The sequence below is a fragment of the Paenibacillus sp. 01T442 genome (assembly GCF_056398345.1).
The window spans coordinates 55,356-69,821 of sequence record NZ_JBFTPF010000009.1 but is presented as its reverse complement, the minus strand read 5'-3'; the positions used below and the strand labels follow the sequence as shown (position 1 = coordinate 69,821).

Annotated in this window: 14 protein-coding genes; 2 read left to right on the top strand and 12 right to left on the bottom strand. The window is 46.3% G+C overall.

What is annotated here, in order from left to right; translation table 11 throughout:
• Nucleotides 1-30 precede the first annotated feature (30 nt).
• A complete protein-coding gene (locus AC1DLM_RS10570; protein ID WP_441986884.1) occupies nt 31-801 on the bottom strand; it encodes a sugar phosphate isomerase/epimerase family protein in 771 nt (256 codons plus the stop codon).
• A 131-nt stretch (nt 802-932) separates the two neighbouring features.
• Here AC1DLM_RS10570 and AC1DLM_RS10565 point away from each other — a divergent pair, with 131 nt between their 5' ends.
• Together AC1DLM_RS10565 and AC1DLM_RS10560 are read left to right on the top strand one after the other, a co-directional pair.
• On the top strand, nt 933-1,727 hold the full coding sequence (locus AC1DLM_RS10565) for an AraC family transcriptional regulator (RefSeq protein WP_441986885.1): 795 nt from the start codon (nt 933-935) through the stop codon (nt 1,725-1,727).
• Nucleotides 1,728-1,932: 205 nt separating this feature from the next.
• Complete coding sequence (locus tag AC1DLM_RS10560; RefSeq protein WP_028554145.1) at nt 1,933-2,160, top strand: hypothetical protein; 228 nt, start codon at nt 1,933-1,935, stop codon at nt 2,158-2,160.
• Between the two features lie 41 nt (nt 2,161-2,201).
• Here AC1DLM_RS10560 and AC1DLM_RS10555 read toward each other — a convergent pair whose 3' ends face one another.
• From AC1DLM_RS10555 to AC1DLM_RS10505, 11 genes are all read right to left on the bottom strand, one after another.
• Nucleotides 2,202-2,714: a DinB family protein gene (locus AC1DLM_RS10555; RefSeq protein WP_441986886.1), complete on the bottom strand. Its 513-nt coding sequence runs from the start codon at nt 2,712-2,714 to the stop codon at nt 2,202-2,204.
• A 368-nt stretch (nt 2,715-3,082) separates the two neighbouring features.
• The gene (locus tag AC1DLM_RS10550) at nt 3,083-5,278 is read right to left on the bottom strand and encodes an alpha-galactosidase (RefSeq protein ID WP_441986887.1); all 2,196 of its coding nucleotides are present in this window, start codon (nt 5,276-5,278) and stop codon (nt 3,083-3,085) included.
• Between the two features lie 153 nt (nt 5,279-5,431).
• A complete protein-coding gene (locus AC1DLM_RS10545) occupies nt 5,432-5,719 on the bottom strand; it encodes a ferredoxin family protein (RefSeq protein ID WP_028554142.1) in 288 nt (95 codons plus the stop codon).
• A complete protein-coding gene (locus AC1DLM_RS10540) occupies nt 5,716-7,026 on the bottom strand; it encodes an FAD-dependent oxidoreductase (protein ID WP_056614817.1) in 1,311 nt (436 codons plus the stop codon). Before AC1DLM_RS10540 ends, AC1DLM_RS10545 begins: the two co-directional genes overlap by 4 nt.
• The gene (locus AC1DLM_RS10535) at nt 7,023-8,159 is read right to left on the bottom strand and encodes an electron transfer flavoprotein subunit alpha/FixB family protein (RefSeq protein WP_441986888.1); all 1,137 of its coding nucleotides are present in this window, start codon (nt 8,157-8,159) and stop codon (nt 7,023-7,025) included. The genes AC1DLM_RS10540 and AC1DLM_RS10535 overlap by 4 nt, the downstream gene beginning before the upstream one ends.
• A gap of 24 nt (nt 8,160-8,183) precedes the next feature.
• Nucleotides 8,184-9,017 carry an electron transfer flavoprotein subunit beta/FixA family protein gene (locus tag AC1DLM_RS10530; protein ID WP_441986889.1) on the bottom strand — a complete coding sequence of 278 codons (834 nt, stop codon included), beginning with the start codon at nt 9,015-9,017 and terminating at the stop codon, nt 8,184-8,186.
• A gap of 863 nt (nt 9,018-9,880) precedes the next feature.
• A complete protein-coding gene (locus AC1DLM_RS10525; RefSeq protein WP_441986890.1) occupies nt 9,881-11,209 on the bottom strand; it encodes an LLM class flavin-dependent oxidoreductase in 1,329 nt (442 codons plus the stop codon).
• A 17-nt stretch (nt 11,210-11,226) separates the two neighbouring features.
• Nucleotides 11,227-11,757: a GNAT family N-acetyltransferase gene (locus AC1DLM_RS10520; RefSeq protein ID WP_441986891.1), complete on the bottom strand. Its 531-nt coding sequence runs from the start codon at nt 11,755-11,757 to the stop codon at nt 11,227-11,229.
• Between the two features lie 13 nt (nt 11,758-11,770).
• Nucleotides 11,771-12,247 (bottom strand): DinB family protein, encoded by a 477-nt coding sequence (locus AC1DLM_RS10515; RefSeq protein WP_441986892.1) that lies wholly within the window; start codon nt 12,245-12,247, stop codon nt 11,771-11,773.
• Nucleotides 12,244-13,431, bottom strand: a complete 1,188-nt coding sequence (locus AC1DLM_RS10510) for a M20 peptidase aminoacylase family protein (RefSeq protein WP_441986893.1) — start codon at nt 13,429-13,431, stop codon at nt 12,244-12,246. The genes AC1DLM_RS10515 and AC1DLM_RS10510 overlap by 4 nt, the downstream gene beginning before the upstream one ends.
• Nucleotides 13,432-13,451: 20 nt before the next feature.
• The gene (locus AC1DLM_RS10505; RefSeq protein ID WP_441986894.1) at nt 13,452-14,462 is read right to left on the bottom strand and encodes an LLM class flavin-dependent oxidoreductase; all 1,011 of its coding nucleotides are present in this window, start codon (nt 14,460-14,462) and stop codon (nt 13,452-13,454) included.
• Nucleotides 14,463-14,466 lie beyond the last annotated feature (4 nt).

Genomic DNA, 14,466 nt, shown 5'->3' with positions numbered 1-14,466 from the left:
GATAAATGCTCCTTCAATTATAAGAATAAATTAGTTATGAACGTTTAAATAATGCTCTTTAACCCAGTTGAAGCTGTTTTCAATACTAGTTAAAGGTGCTTTCTGGCAGTTATCTTGTTCTACGACAAGCCACTCTACACCAGCTTGCTCGGCAGCAACGATAACTTTATCTAAAGGAACATCGCCTAAACCTAGCTCCAAAGTAACTAGTTTACCATCAGCATCTTTCGTGAAATCTTTGAAATGCACTAATGGAAGACGTCCTGCATATTTGGCAATGTATGCCAGTGGGTCTTGACCTGCGAATTGTACCCAACATACGTCCATTTCAACTTTAATAGCATCGTTATTTGCATACATTGCATCGAAAACGAACTCATCTTCCACTTTGTAATGGAATTCGAAGTCATGGTTGTGATAAAGGAATTGCAAGCCTTGTTTTTGCGTCTCAACCGCAAGTGCCTGGCACTCAGCAATTAGAGATTTCCATTGTTCAACGTTTTCACGCTCTTCTGCACCAACATAAGGGCAAATGGCATATGTAGCACCGATTGTTTTCAAATAATCGATCTCGCCTTGAAAATTATCTCGGAATCTTTGCAAGCTGATATGGCTTCCGAAACATTTCAATCCAAGTTCATCTAGCAAACCTTTAAGCTTATCTGCAGGCATGTCATAATAGCCAGCAAACTCAACACCCTCATATCCTAGCTTCGCAACATGGCGAAGTGTACCTTCCATATCACGAGCCATATCATCTCTCAATGTGTACAATTGAAGTCCAATTCCTAAACGTCCCATTTGTTCTCCTCTTTTCTCATAGTGAAATCATTAATAGTAATCTTGGCATAAGTATAATCGAGATTAGCCTATTATGACCATTCACGATATAATTAAAACATCTCTTATTTGGCTACGAAAGGCGAAATGACATGGAAGCTGAACTATTAACTTGTGGGTATTCTTTTCATATGGACCCGTTTTATAATAATAACAAATCAGGGCTACTTTATTATCTTTTTCGATTACAGACAGAAGGCAGTTGTGAAGCCCTTGTTGATGGTCGTATGATCCCGATTGAAGCAGGCCATCTGCTTTTGTTTAAGCCCGGCGATCCTTACGAGTTGCGAATCGAAAAAGCGAAGACGCAGCCTGATCAGAAAATCGCCAGCGGTGATTACTACTTATTTTGCAAAGGTGATTGGATTGATGCATGGTGGAAACGCAACAACAAACCTACTTGCATGCGCATCGACCTCGACCCCAGATTGATCTCACTATGGCGGCAATTAAGCCTAGAGAAACGCAGAATGGAAGAAGAGAATCCCGAGCTAAGCGGTTATTTGCTCCAAGCACTGTGCCTTTATCTTGAACGCGCTGCGACAGAAACAGTGCAGGGTCGCCCTTTCACCGGCACTCGCATGAAACGATTCATTGAGGCACATGCTACTGCCGCGTTCAAAATTGAAGATGTTGCAGATCATGTAGGACTTAGCATTTCCCGAGCTGTCCATTTGTTCAAAGAATATTTTGGTAAAACAATGATCCAATATGCCACAGAAGTACGTCTATCCAGCGCGGTTGAGCGTATGCATGATAGCTCCATGTCCTTAGAACAAATCGCTCTTAGCTGTGGATTTGGCTCTTACCCTTACTTTCATCGTGCATTTAAACAACGTTTCGGTACCTCACCCAAAGCCTATCGACAAAACATGCAGTACACTTAAACCTATTCATTTAAAATAAATTCACACAATATTCAATTTTCCTAACCAATATATGAAACAATTTTAGCTCCTAAATCGTATTATCTATATACGAAAATACATAGCAATCTCTTATTTGTCTTAAAATTGTAAAACTATTTTAAGGTTCTATTAATAATAATCCGATATGCTAGTACTATATCCAATTCTTAGGATGGTGGAACTCATGAAAATGTTTATAACGATTCATAACAAACCTGTACCCGTATACTCCGATGAGAAAAATAAAAAGAAGTTCAATTTACTGAAGTCAGCACTTGAGGCCAAGGTTACCAAAGGTAGAGCAACACTCAAGAAATGTCTGGATTCAATCATTAGCATCGAAATTGTCGGGTGCGAAGCAATTCTTCATTCCCTGAATGAACGAGATTCGTTAGCTTTATCACTTTACTAAAAAAAGCCTGAAATCCATCCGTGGATTTCAGGCTTTTTTACTTATAAGTACTTCTGCTCTACGATGTTAAGATGATGCTGGGCATGTCCTGCGATCACGAAGGCAATCGCGCGGGCAGAAATGGCGAATGTATTCGCTGTCCCAACGCGTGTCCATGCTGTTTCAGTAATTGTAGGCAATAAGGCCAACGTAGCTTGTCTCTCCGCTTGGAAATCTTTCACCAAATCCGTTAAGGCCATATCGTCGAAAGTTGTATTGGCAATAAAAACATCTTGATCAAAGCCAGGTAAATCCATCGTGTCTCCGCGAGCAATGCGCAGTAATCGATAGCTCATAATGCGCTCTGTATCCGTGATATGAGCCAGCACTTCCTTCAAACTCCACTTCCCTGGTGCGTAGCGAGATAAAGCCTGCTCCTCTGTTAACTGTGAAAATAGAGATACGAGTGCCTTTTCTTGACTGTTCAAAATGGAACCATAGTCCCCTTCGGGCACCAACCCGATATAACCCGTATAGTAGGATGAATATTCGTCATGACTTGGTCGTTGCAGCATGTTAGAAATGTCTCCCTTCACTTATATGATGGTTTGAATCTTTCTATCATATCGCAAAATTCCCGAAAAATGAATCTTCTTCAAGTGTAAGTTCAGCCGAATCATTTTCATACCAGTCCAGTGAACTACAACATCGCCTCATCTATTTCACAGAAACAATTTTCTGTGATATCTACAAGATTATTATTTATGTCTCGCGGCTGAACTACAGCCTGTTTAATTTCTTCACGTTCCCCAAATTTAATAATAGTTGTTGCAAATACGACAGAAGATTATTTTTGCTGAGTTAATCTCTGAGCAAACACGCGATATGCGAAAACCCCCATTTTCCCAAAAAGGGAAATGGGGGTTACTCACTGTCTTATAAATTACTGCTGCTTAGCATTCAGCAGCCAGATTTTGCTTTGGAAGTCGGTATGCAATCCGACGACAGGAATACCGGCGTATAGCAAATGGTCGCCGGGGAAGAGCCCTTCTGAGCCTTCGATTTGATAATCGAAGTCAGGGTTGAGTCCTTTTAAGCGTAACGTCTTCAACGGCGCATATGGTTCAGCAAGCACGCGGATGAACACAACCATGGCTTGTGTCTTGTCCTCGGAGACAATCATCCACGCGGTGTCGTTCCCCTCGAACGGGCTCAACAGGCGATACATATCGCCAAATTGAACAAGCGGTCGAAGTTGTTTGTAGTCGGCAACCTGACGTTTGACGAGCTCCTTCTCTTCTTCCGTGAACTTCGTTAGATCAAGCTCATAGCCGAAGTTACCTGACATGGCTACATGGCCGCGGGTTTCCAAGGACGACATGCGATGTACTTGATGATTAGGAACAGCAGAGACATGCGATCCCATGGAACTAACAGGGTACACGATACTCGTGCCATATTGGATTTTCAAACGGCATACGGCATCCGTATTATCGCTCGTCCACGTTTGCGGCATGTAATACAGAATACCTGGATCGAAACGCCCACCGCCGCCGGAGCAGCTTTCAAACAAGATATGCGGGTATTCGGTAGTAATGGCTTCCATCACGCGATACAAGCCAAGCATATAGCGATGCGCTGTCTCTCTTTGGCGTTCAGGCGGCAAGGCCGCGGAGCCAATTTCGGTCATATTCCGATTCATATCCCATTTGACATACGTGATCGGAGCACTGCTTAGGATTTTTCGCAGCATAGACATCACGCCTTCACAAACCTCTTCGCGTGAAAAATCAAGAATCAGCTGCCCACGTCCTTCCGTGCGGCGACGATCTGGTACATGCAGGCACCAATCTGGATGTTTGCGATACAAATCACTCTCTGGCGATACCATTTCAGGCTCAAACCATAAACCGAATTCCAATCCAAGCTTGTTCACTCGCTCTACCAAATCTTCAAGTCCATTTGGAAGCTTCGCCTTATCGACAACCCAGTCCCCAAGTGAAGTCGTGTCATCATTTCGTTTTCCAAACCAACCATCATCCAATACGAAAAGCTCTATACCAAGCTCTTTTCCGGCACGAGCAATACTCTCAATTTTATCAGCATTAAAATCGAAATACGTCGCTTCCCAGTTGTTAACGAGGACAGGTCGTACACGATCACGGAACTCACCACGGCACAGTCGCGAACGGTAAAGGCGGTGGTAGGATCTGGACATTTCACCAATCCCCTGACCGGAGTATACCATAACAGCCTCAGGCGTTTGGAACTGTTGTCCTGGCTCCAGCAGCCAGCTGAAATCAAACGGATTAATCCCAATGGATACACGTGCTGTTGCAAAAGGATCGACTTCCGCATGCGCTGCGAAATTCCCGCTGTATACTAGGTTAAAACCATACACATCACCGTAGTCTTCATTGGCATCTTTGGCAAGTAATGCGACAAACGGATTATGTGAGTGACTGCTAGATCCACGACGGCTTTCAACGGTTAATTTGCCTGGAGCCAAGGCTCTTCTTTCAATATGACGTTCACGCGCCCAACTCCCTGAAAGCTGCAACAGATCCCAATCAGCATGGGAAAAGTCTACGCTCATACTTAATGCTCGCAAAAGCTTAAGATCAGCAGTTCCTTCATTAATGAAACGAACAGAACGCGTGATAGCAGCATGATTGGCGAAAATCGTATAGGACAGAATTGCTCGCAAGCCAGCAACTTTGTCAACAAGCTCTATTTCTAGCGTTTCAGCTTCATGATCCGCTTCTACATACGTAGATGGTAAGCCATCCAGTACCGGTTTCCCTTGCACGATACGATGCTTGTCATAGACAAGCTCAGTAATCGTCGAGCCATTAGGTTGCGCAACTTGATACGCAGGCTCACGGAAATCGCTTGTCCCATAAGCAGGGTATTCCTGCGGGAGTGTATCAAAAGAGATCGTTTTATTACCCTTAACCGGATTCGGGCTAAAAGAAGCTCGTTCCTTATATTGAATCACCGTGCCGAGTTGACCAGATCGTATAGAGCGGCCCCAGTACACGTGGGCTGGATAGGAACCATTAATAAGTTGAATCACATAGCTCATCTGATTATTTTGCAAATGGAATATACCTTGTACAGGTTCAAAAGAAATCGACATTATAAATCCCTCCTATTCTCTATTATCGTGTCCTGAAAGAAACAAAACTATGGAGAAACTACACCTACATATGGAGGAATGTCGTTTTTTCGCAAAAAAATAGAACCAAGACCTCCAATCGGTCTCAGCTCTATTTTCATCAACATGTCTCAATTAGCCGTACTTATACGTCATTCCATGGCCACCCTTAGGATACACCCAATCGATGTTATAAGAAGGACACGCAATGCGACACGTACCACATTCAATACAATTCTCAAATGCGACAGTCGTGATCTTTAGCTTTTTTTCCCACTCATACACATCGGAAGGACAAAAATAATTACAATCCTTTGTTACACAATTCAAGCAGGTTTGTTTATCTTTAATGACAAGGTGGGATTTATCATCGCATTTGTAACGAATGGTGAACAGTTTATCTGAAATATCACTTTGGCTCATCCGTTCATCGCCCTCCATCCCTTATAGCCCAGCTTCATCAAGTTTACCGTACCGCCTGCGGCATTTTTGATGAGCTTCATGGCCATTCTTTGCTTTTCGGCTTTCGTTATCCCATCCACGAGGAACATATTGTAAGCGGCTTCGTTTACAGCACGTGGCAGTCGATCGAACAATAACTCAGGATCCTGCTCTTTCAAAAATTGGTGCATTCCTTTGTACTTCTGTAGATCTTTGTGCACAAAAGATTCTTTGATTTTATTATCGTAAAGATGCATCGTTGGGGCTGTAAAATCCCCGCGAGCTTTCGCTTCGATAATAGCCTCCCCTGCCAAACGGCCCGAGGTCATAGCGAGATTCGTCCCCTCCCGGTGGACAAAGTTAATCAACTGCGCGGCATCACCACAGACACACCAGCCATCACCAGATAGGGTTGGGATTGAATGAAAGCCCCCTTCTGGAATAAGATGACCGGAATATTCCTTGGTCTCCCCGCCTTGAATCAACTTCCGAATCATCGGATGCTGTTTAACCGCGTCAAGTACAGCGTATGGCTTCACCTTTTTATCCCGCAAATGGTTGACCATCACACCGACCCCTAACGAGATCGTTTCTTTATTCGTGTATAGAAAGCCCATACCCGCCATACCGAGTGACGTTTCGCCCATAAATTCGATGGTGACACCTTCGTCCCCCTCAAGACCAAAGCGGTCCTCAATCTTCTCTCTTGGCAGCGCAATAACCTCTTTGACCGCTAATGACACCTCATCCGGCATCCATTCCTTATGGATCCCCATGGCCTTACCGAGCAAGGAGTTAACGCCATCAGCAATGACGACAACATCTGCATATAAATCGCCGTCATCACGGTCGGTTCGTACGCCTACAACCTTATTTCCTTCACGAATAACATCCAATGCCACCGTTTCATAAATCGGAATGGCGCCTGCTGCTACAGCTTTTTCAGCGAACCATTGATCGAATTTGACCCGCAGACCCGTGAAGCAATTGTAAGGTTCTTTGTAAGCCTCATTGCGATGGCCAAACGTGACCATAGACTCTTTGCCCATCATCCAGATCCGCTGTTCAACAATATAGCGCTCCATCGGAAAATTCTTCTCTGTCCAAAACTCAGGAACAAGCTCCTCGATTTGCTTACGATAGAGGACACCGCCAAAAATATTCTTGGCGCCTGGAAACTCGCCTCTTTCAAGCAGTACAACCGATAACCCCGCTCTGGCCATCGTTAGTGCTGCAGCCGCCCCAGCGGGACCACCGCCAACGACGATCGCGTCGAATTTTTCATTCATTTCGCTTCACTCCTTTCTCGGGCGAAGGTCGCCTCTGACTGCGTCTGTGTAGTGGATATGGAGGCATCAACCACCTGAGGATGAATACCGAAAAGCGTACGTCGTTTCCTGAATTCCTCTGTAATCGCAGGAACAATTTTGAATAAATCCCCAACAAGACCGTAATGGGCAAATTGGAAAATAGGCGCTTTCTCATCTTTGTTGATCGCGACGACGACATCGGCATGACTCATCCCGACCGTATGCTGCACGGCGCCAGAGATGCCGATGGCGAAATAGAGCTTCGGTCGCACCGTCGCGCCCGTCTGCCCTACCTGATGCTCGTGGCTAATCCAGCCCGCATCAACGGCAGCGCGCGACGCGCCAACGACACCGCCTAGCGCGTCCGCTAGCTCGGCGAGAAGCTTGAAAGCATCGGGCCCACCAAGTCCACGGCCCCCAGCAACGATAATCTCGCAGTCCTCGAGATTGAGTTTCCCTGTTTCGCGCAGGAAGTCGAGCACCTGCGCGTCAATCTCTTCCTCCCGCATCGTAGCTTCGATACGGATGATCTCTCCTTGGCGCTCCGCGTCTTTCGGCAGCGCTTGGAATACACCGGCGCGCGCTGTCGCCATCTGCGGCCGGTACTGCTTACAGAGGATGGTGGCCATCATCTTCTCGGAGAAAGCCGGCCGGCTGGCCAGCAACAGCCGCGACGGCGGCGGCTCCACGTCGAGCTGCGTTGTGTCGGCCGTCAGCCCCGTCGGCAGGTGCGTTGCAATCGCACCTGCTAAGTCGCGACCTGTCGCCGTCGCGCCGAACAGCACGATCTCTGGCTTCGCTTCCTCAATCAGCTTCAGACAGACCCGGCTATATGGCCGGGTCCTGTAGTTGCGAAGCTCCGCGGCTTCGCAAAGGTAAACCCGATCCGCGCCGTAGGCCACGGCTCCATCAGCGAGATGTGCGACATTCTCGCCAATGACGAGCGCCATGAGCGGCGCTTCCAGCTTTGCTGCCAGCTTTTTGCCTTCTCCTAGCAGCTGCCAGGACACCTTTTTCGCGATGCCCTCGCGCTGCTCAACAACGATCAAAACCCCACGATATGCCGACCAGTCCGGCATCGACGGATCAATCTGTTCTGTTTCTCTTGCCATCGTGTCATCCTCCGTTCCTAACTATTAAGCCCAATCTAATAGGCTTTGCATGTCCTTCGTCAATATCTTGTCGGCCAGCTGAGCTGCGCCAGTTTCTGGACTATCGAAAGCGATCATTTCCGTTTTCACCGCTTTGATCTCGGGTACCCACGTTTTGGCAACAATCGTTGGCGAGCCTTTGAGTCCAATCTTTGCCCGCTCCAAATCTGGAAAATCTGCCGTAGTCCATACAGTAGGCTTATATCTAGCCGCTCGAATCATGCCCGGCAATGATGCTCGTCGCACTTTATTCAGCTCTTTCAGTGCGGTGATCAGTACTGGCATGCTTGTCTCTACCACTTCAATGCCATCCTCCAGCAAACGATGAACACGTACTTTGCGTTTTTCTTCATCGACCTTAACCACTTTATTGACATAGGTAAGTTGTTCCAAATCCAATCGGCAGGCTACGCCTGGGCCAACTTGTCCAGTATCACCATCTAGCGTTTGTTTTCCACAAAATACGATATCCACCGGCCCCCACGTTTCCGCAATTTTGCGAATTGTTCGAGCAACAACGTACGAGGTCGCTAGCGTATCCGCTCCAGCAAAACCACGATCCGTCACCAACACGGCGTCATCGGCGCCTAAAGAAATACATTCCTTAAGTCCTTTTTCTGCGGGCGGCGGTCCCATAGTAACAACTGTAATGCGCGCACCTTGCTCATCTTTTATGCGCAACGCTTCTTCCAAACCATGCATATCGTAGAAATTCACAATACTGGGAACACCTTGACGAATGAGCGTATTATTCTTGGGATCAATGCGAATTTCTCTAGAATCCGGTACTTGTTTAATACAGACGACAATATGCAGCATCTCTGCACCCTCCTATTTCTGCGGGGAACTGGCTTGCATGTTAAACAACTGTTCTGAGTGGGCCTGTCATCATTGTGAATTTTGTCACGTAAATGTCGATGCGTAATCGCTTTCAGCTCATTCTGTGACCTTTCGAACAAGCATATGGATAAGAATCTAAAACAGTATATGCGCGAAGATAAGGAACTTGACTAAACCGTTGAAAAAATTCAGTTACTTGCTCTCATTCGACGAGCTATTTCACTGAAAGTCATTTTCTGCGATATCTACAAGAGTCATTGAAGTAATTTAATTACTGACTTAACTGACTTAAGAGCAACTAGAATCAATCTTTTATTGAAAACCCTGTTCTCCCTCCCGTTCGAAAAAACTCATAGTGTGATTTCCCTTAATGAGAATTTTGAATCTATTTTTTATTGTAGATACCACAGAAATTGTTTTTCTCGATAGATTAGGGGGAGCACAGTGGGTGAGTCTGCAAAGTTGCGTGAGTTGAGTTAGAATGAGCAGATTATGTTGAGGGTGTGGTGTGCTTGGAGTAGTACACGGGGTAGCGTGGATTGGGTGAATTTAGTGAAAAGAGTAGAATGCGTGAATCGAGTGAATTGGGTGAATTAGTTGTGGATTGAGTGAATTTCGTTGTTTGAGTAGATTGACCGGATTGTTTCACGCGTATCGTTTGGGAAGGGATTGAATGGGATGTATGGTTAAGTTAGCTGCTATGTTTTGGATACGTTAATTGTACTAAAAAACTGCCCACTGGCTTTTCAGCCATATGGACAGTCTTACAGATACCTAGTGAAACAACGTTAATATACTGTGATGAATCGATCAATGTGCATAGTGTAGACAAGGGGGAGTACTTACGCCTCCACATTCACCTTGGTATATCGATTCGCTGGAACTGGTATACCTAGATTCCCGCGAAGCGTATCTGCTTCATACTCTGTTCTATACAATCCGCGCTCTTGTAGAATGGGTACTACGTAATCAACGAAGTCGTCCAATCCTTTTGGCAAGGCAGCGGCGATGATAAAACCATCAGCGGCATTTTCTTCGAACCACGCTTGCACACGATCTGCAACGTATTCAGGCGTGCCTGTGAATTCGTTACGAGGCGTAGCTACATTTAAAGCGACTTGGCGCAGTGTTAGGTTTTTCTCTTTGGCTGTTTGCTTAATTTTATCGGTTCCGCTACGGAAGCTATTGCTGCCAAAATCACCTAGGTCAGGGAATGGCTCATCCAACGGATACTGAGAGAAATCGTGATGCTCGAAGAATCTCCCTAGATAATCGAGCGCTTTGTCAATTGTGACGAGGTTCGCGACTTCTTGATATTTGCGCTCGGCTTCTTCTTCTGTGAGTCCGATTATCGGGGCAATGCCCGGTAGAATAACGACTTCATCCGGATTGCGGCCTTCCGAGGCTGCTCTTTTTTTGATATCAGCATAGTAAGCTTTCGCTTCGTCAATCGACTCATGTCCTGCAAAAATCGCATCCGCCACTTTCGCAGCAAACGCTCGGCCATCCTCTGAAGCGCCTGCTTGGAAAATGACCGGTTGCCCTTGTCTTGAACGAGCAATATTCAAAGGCCCCTGGACGGAGAAATATTCACCTTTGTGGTTCAAGGTATGAAGCTTGCTTGGGTCAAAAAACACACCGCTCTCCTTATCACGCACAAAAGCATCATCTTCCCACGAATCCCATAGCCCGCGTGTCACTTCCAAATATTCATTAGCGATCCGATAGCGCTCGGGATGTGAGGGGTGCTCCGCTTTGCTATAGTTTTTGGCTGAACCTTCCAGTGGAGAGGTAACTACGTTCCAACCGGAACGTCCGTCACTGATTAAATCAATGGATGCAAACTGACGGGCCACGGTGAAAGGCTCACTATATGACGTTGATAACGTCCCCACCAGGCCAATGTGCGAGGTGACCGATGCTAACGCGGAAAGAATGGTAATTGGTTCGAACCGATTAAGAAAATGTGGAATCGATTTTTCGGTAATATATAAGCCATCAGCAATAAATACAAGATCGAATTTACCGGATTCGGCTTTCTGTGCTTGCTGTTTATAAAAGCCAAAATTCACACTGGCATCCGTAATCGCCTCAGGATGTCTCCAGCCTGACACATGACCACCTACCCCATGAATGATGGCACCTAGTTTGATTTGCTTTTGTTTTGTCATCGTTTCTCTCCGTCCTTTCACAATATCGCTGCAGTCTGTATGTGCAGCCGATAGCTTTTCACGAGTATTTCACCTTTTTGGATATCCTTATCGTAAGCACGTTCGAAGCCTAAACGTTCATAAAGCTTCACAGCCGATTCCATCATATCCGAAGTGTGCAAATGAAGTGTAGCAGCACCTAACTCGGCAGCGCGTCTCACATTTTCTTTTATTAGTGCGGTAGCGATTCCCTTGCCTCTGGCACTTGGCGAAACCGCTAGCAAACGAAGGATAGGTGACTCAATCTCAAGCTCAGGCGCTCCGTATGCGGCTTCGGAGGATTGAAACAACTGTGAGCTACCCACAACTTCATCATCGATTAGTGCAATAATACGCGCGATTGGCTTGCTACTATCCACGGAGGCGATAATATTTTCCTTATATTGATCCCATCCTTCAGGAGGTAGTACATCCCGATATTGACCATAGGCATCTTCCAGAACTCTGCGGATCGCTTCGCGGTCACCATCATTGGCTTCCCGAATGTGAATGTCTTTTGCATCCGTCATACTGAATCCCTCCCTAAACGCGCGCTTCCAGCGCATTCTTGATTCGTGCAATTTGTGCCAAATGAACCTGCACATGTGCGATAAAGGAGTCGACCACATCTTTGAGTGTGAGTGTTTGTCCTTTGAAATTAACGCCTGTTTTCTCCCAATCATCGGGTGTTAATCGTCCAAAAAGCTCATGGTTATATACGAGTAAAGACTGAAATAAAACTAAAATATCGGAAGCTAAGCCTTCATTGGCTTTGGCGCTGCTGACCCATGGATCTTGATCAAAAGCCGGCAATATGGCCGATGCACCCGAAATAATAGCGCGGATTCGGAAGGAAACGACAATATTATGGTCAGCCAAATGAGAGAGAACCTCCGTTACACTCCATTTATCCAGCGCTGGCTTCCAAACTAATTGCCCTTCGCTCAGTCCCTGGATAGCTTCCTGAAGTTGTTGATGCGTATGCAAATAAGCTGATAAATCGGGAGTCGTTGTGCTCATATGGATACCTCCACTGGGTTGTCGGATGATAGGTCTTCTAAGGCTTTCTGAGCTAAAATAGCAAAATATCGCGCACTAATTGGCAAAGCTCTTTCATCAATATCAAAACCAGGATGATGCCACTCTTGTGGACCTGATGTGCCCATAAATACGAAGACTCCAGGAATTTCCTTCTGATAAAAAGCAAAATCCTCGCCTGCTGGTGACGGTACAGGAGTAATAATATCCAGACCAGCTTGATCTGCAGCTTCTTTCGCCAACTGAGTTAATTGTTTATCATTGAACACAGATGGTGGTCCTTTGATCCATCGAACAGCAGCTTGCGTCCCATAAGCAGAGGCTACACCATGCACAACCTGCTCCAATCGCTCGATCACTAGTGCGCGGACATTCTCATCAAATGTGCGCAGCGTACCATCCAGAGTGGCTTTATCAGGAATCACATTCCACGCAGTTCCACTATGAATGCGTGTCACACTAATGACTGCACTTTGCAATGCACTAACATTGCGGCTAACGATAGATTGAAGTGCCGTGATGATATGTGCTCCCGTTACAATCGGATCGATTCCCGCTTCCGGGACAGCCGCATGGGTGCCGCGTCCTTCCACTTCGATCACGAATCCGTCAGCCGCTGCCATCAGAGGCCCATCTTTGATCCCTATCGTCCCGACAGGAAGATCAGGCTTGTTGTGCATGCCATAAATCGCGCGAACCCCTTCTAGTGCGCCGCTGCTTATCACCTGCTCCGCGCCTTGCGCCTTCTCCTCCGCTGCTTGAAAGATGAATCGAACTGTTCCCTTTAGCTCACTCTCGTGTTGTTTGAGCAATATCGCAGCGCCTAGCACAGCAGCCGTATGAAAATCATGACCACAAGCATGCATCTTACCTGCTACTTGCGACGCATACGGAAGCCCAGTATCTTCTTGAATCGGAAGGGCATCGATATCAGCCCGTATAGCAATAATCGGCCCTTCCTGCAAGCCGCCGACCTCTGCAATAAGCCCCGTTTTCAGCTTGAAATCCGCAATACGAATCCCAGCTTCCGAGAGCCAGCCACGAATCGCAGCCGTTGTTTGTATTTCCTCATGCGATAGTTCAGGATACTGATGTAAATGACGTCGGATCCCCACCAGCTTTGGTGCCAATGTTGATGACGTCTGTTGGAAAGTTGTTGCACACATATCACATGCCTCCTTCGAACCTACACCAACAATTCCGCGAAAGCTTCACTCAACAGTTCAAAGGAACGCAGACGTTTGCTAAAATCTTTCACGGATGTCGTTACAATAAATTCATCGATGTTATATTTTTGTTGAATCTCGAGCAGTTTCTGACGTACGATCTCTTTGGTACCCTTCGTAATTTCCGCCTGCTTCTCTTCAACGGTAAACTTGGCCTGCGTTTGGCGACCATATTCCTCCGCTTGCTCAAGCGTGCCGACGGTTAACGTCTTGCCATTTTCCAAATGAATTTTGACATTCTTGTATTCGCCTGCAAGCTCGGCAGCTTCTTCTTCCGTATCAGCTACGATAAGCGAGAGTGCCAAGAGAAGCTTGGGTTGTGTGCCTTTTTCGGTGTTAAAATGTTGATGATAAGCTTCAAAAGCTGCTTCAGCAATTGCATGATCCCCATTGATGAATTGGGCAAAAACATAGGGTAAACCGGCCTCAGCAGCGGACTGTGCGCTCGCGGCACTTGCGCCGAGGATATAAATATCCACAGGCACTGTAGGAATTGGCGAGACTTTCAATCCCTTCAAGGGATGCTCATCATGCAGTTGATTTTTTACGAATTGCTGCAGATCCTCCAACTTATCCGACAAGGTAGCTGCTTCTGTAATTCCCTGTTGCAATGCTTTCGTTGAACGAGGTAATCCGCCTGGAGCACGGCCGATGCCGAGATCTACTCTGCCTGGAGCTAGAGAAGCTAATACATTAAAGTTCTCAGCCACCTTATAGGGGCTGTAGTGCTGCAGCATGATGCCGCCTGAGCCAATGCGAATGCGCTCTGTTTTGGCCAATAAATATGAAATTAAAACCTCGGGCGAAGAGCCCGCTACTTGTTCGGAATCGTGATGCTCGGATACCCAGAATCGGTTATACGAGAGCGACTCCGCCTTCTGTACAAGCTCAATCGTATGCTGAAAAGCGTCATAGGCTGTTTCGCCTGGAAATACGACACTTTGATCTAAAATGCTCAATTTAATCCCCATGTTC

What these genes read in the sequence shown, in the direction of transcription:
- AC1DLM_RS10570 (WP_441986884.1), bottom strand. Translation starts at nt 801, where the DNA reads ATGGGACGTTTAGGAATTGGACTTCAATTGTACACATTGAGAGATGAT.
- AC1DLM_RS10565 (WP_441986885.1), top strand. Translation starts at nt 933, where the DNA reads ATGGAAGCTGAACTATTAACTTGTGGGTATTCTTTTCATATGGACCCG.
- AC1DLM_RS10560 (WP_028554145.1), top strand. Translation starts at nt 1,933, where the DNA reads ATGAAAATGTTTATAACGATTCATAACAAACCTGTACCCGTATACTCC.
- AC1DLM_RS10555 (WP_441986886.1), bottom strand. Translation starts at nt 2,714, where the DNA reads ATGCTGCAACGACCAAGTCATGACGAATATTCATCCTACTATACGGGT.
- AC1DLM_RS10550 (WP_441986887.1), bottom strand. Translation starts at nt 5,278, where the DNA reads ATGTCGATTTCTTTTGAACCTGTACAAGGTATATTCCATTTGCAAAAT.
- AC1DLM_RS10545 (WP_028554142.1), bottom strand. Translation starts at nt 5,719, where the DNA reads ATGAGCCAAAGTGATATTTCAGATAAACTGTTCACCATTCGTTACAAA.
- AC1DLM_RS10540 (WP_056614817.1), bottom strand. Translation starts at nt 7,026, where the DNA reads ATGAATGAAAAATTCGACGCGATCGTCGTTGGCGGTGGTCCCGCTGGG.
- AC1DLM_RS10535 (WP_441986888.1), bottom strand. Translation starts at nt 8,159, where the DNA reads ATGGCAAGAGAAACAGAACAGATTGATCCGTCGATGCCGGACTGGTCG.
- AC1DLM_RS10530 (WP_441986889.1), bottom strand. Translation starts at nt 9,017, where the DNA reads ATGCTGCATATTGTCGTCTGTATTAAACAAGTACCGGATTCTAGAGAA.
- AC1DLM_RS10525 (WP_441986890.1), bottom strand. Translation starts at nt 11,209, where the DNA reads ATGACAAAACAAAAGCAAATCAAACTAGGTGCCATCATTCATGGGGTA.
- AC1DLM_RS10520 (WP_441986891.1), bottom strand. Translation starts at nt 11,757, where the DNA reads ATGACGGATGCAAAAGACATTCACATTCGGGAAGCCAATGATGGTGAC.
- AC1DLM_RS10515 (WP_441986892.1), bottom strand. Translation starts at nt 12,247, where the DNA reads ATGAGCACAACGACTCCCGATTTATCAGCTTATTTGCATACGCATCAA.
- AC1DLM_RS10510 (WP_441986893.1), bottom strand. Translation starts at nt 13,431, where the DNA reads ATGTGTGCAACAACTTTCCAACAGACGTCATCAACATTGGCACCAAAG.
- AC1DLM_RS10505 (WP_441986894.1), bottom strand. Translation starts at nt 14,462, where the DNA reads ATGGGGATTAAATTGAGCATTTTAGATCAAAGTGTCGTATTTCCAGGC.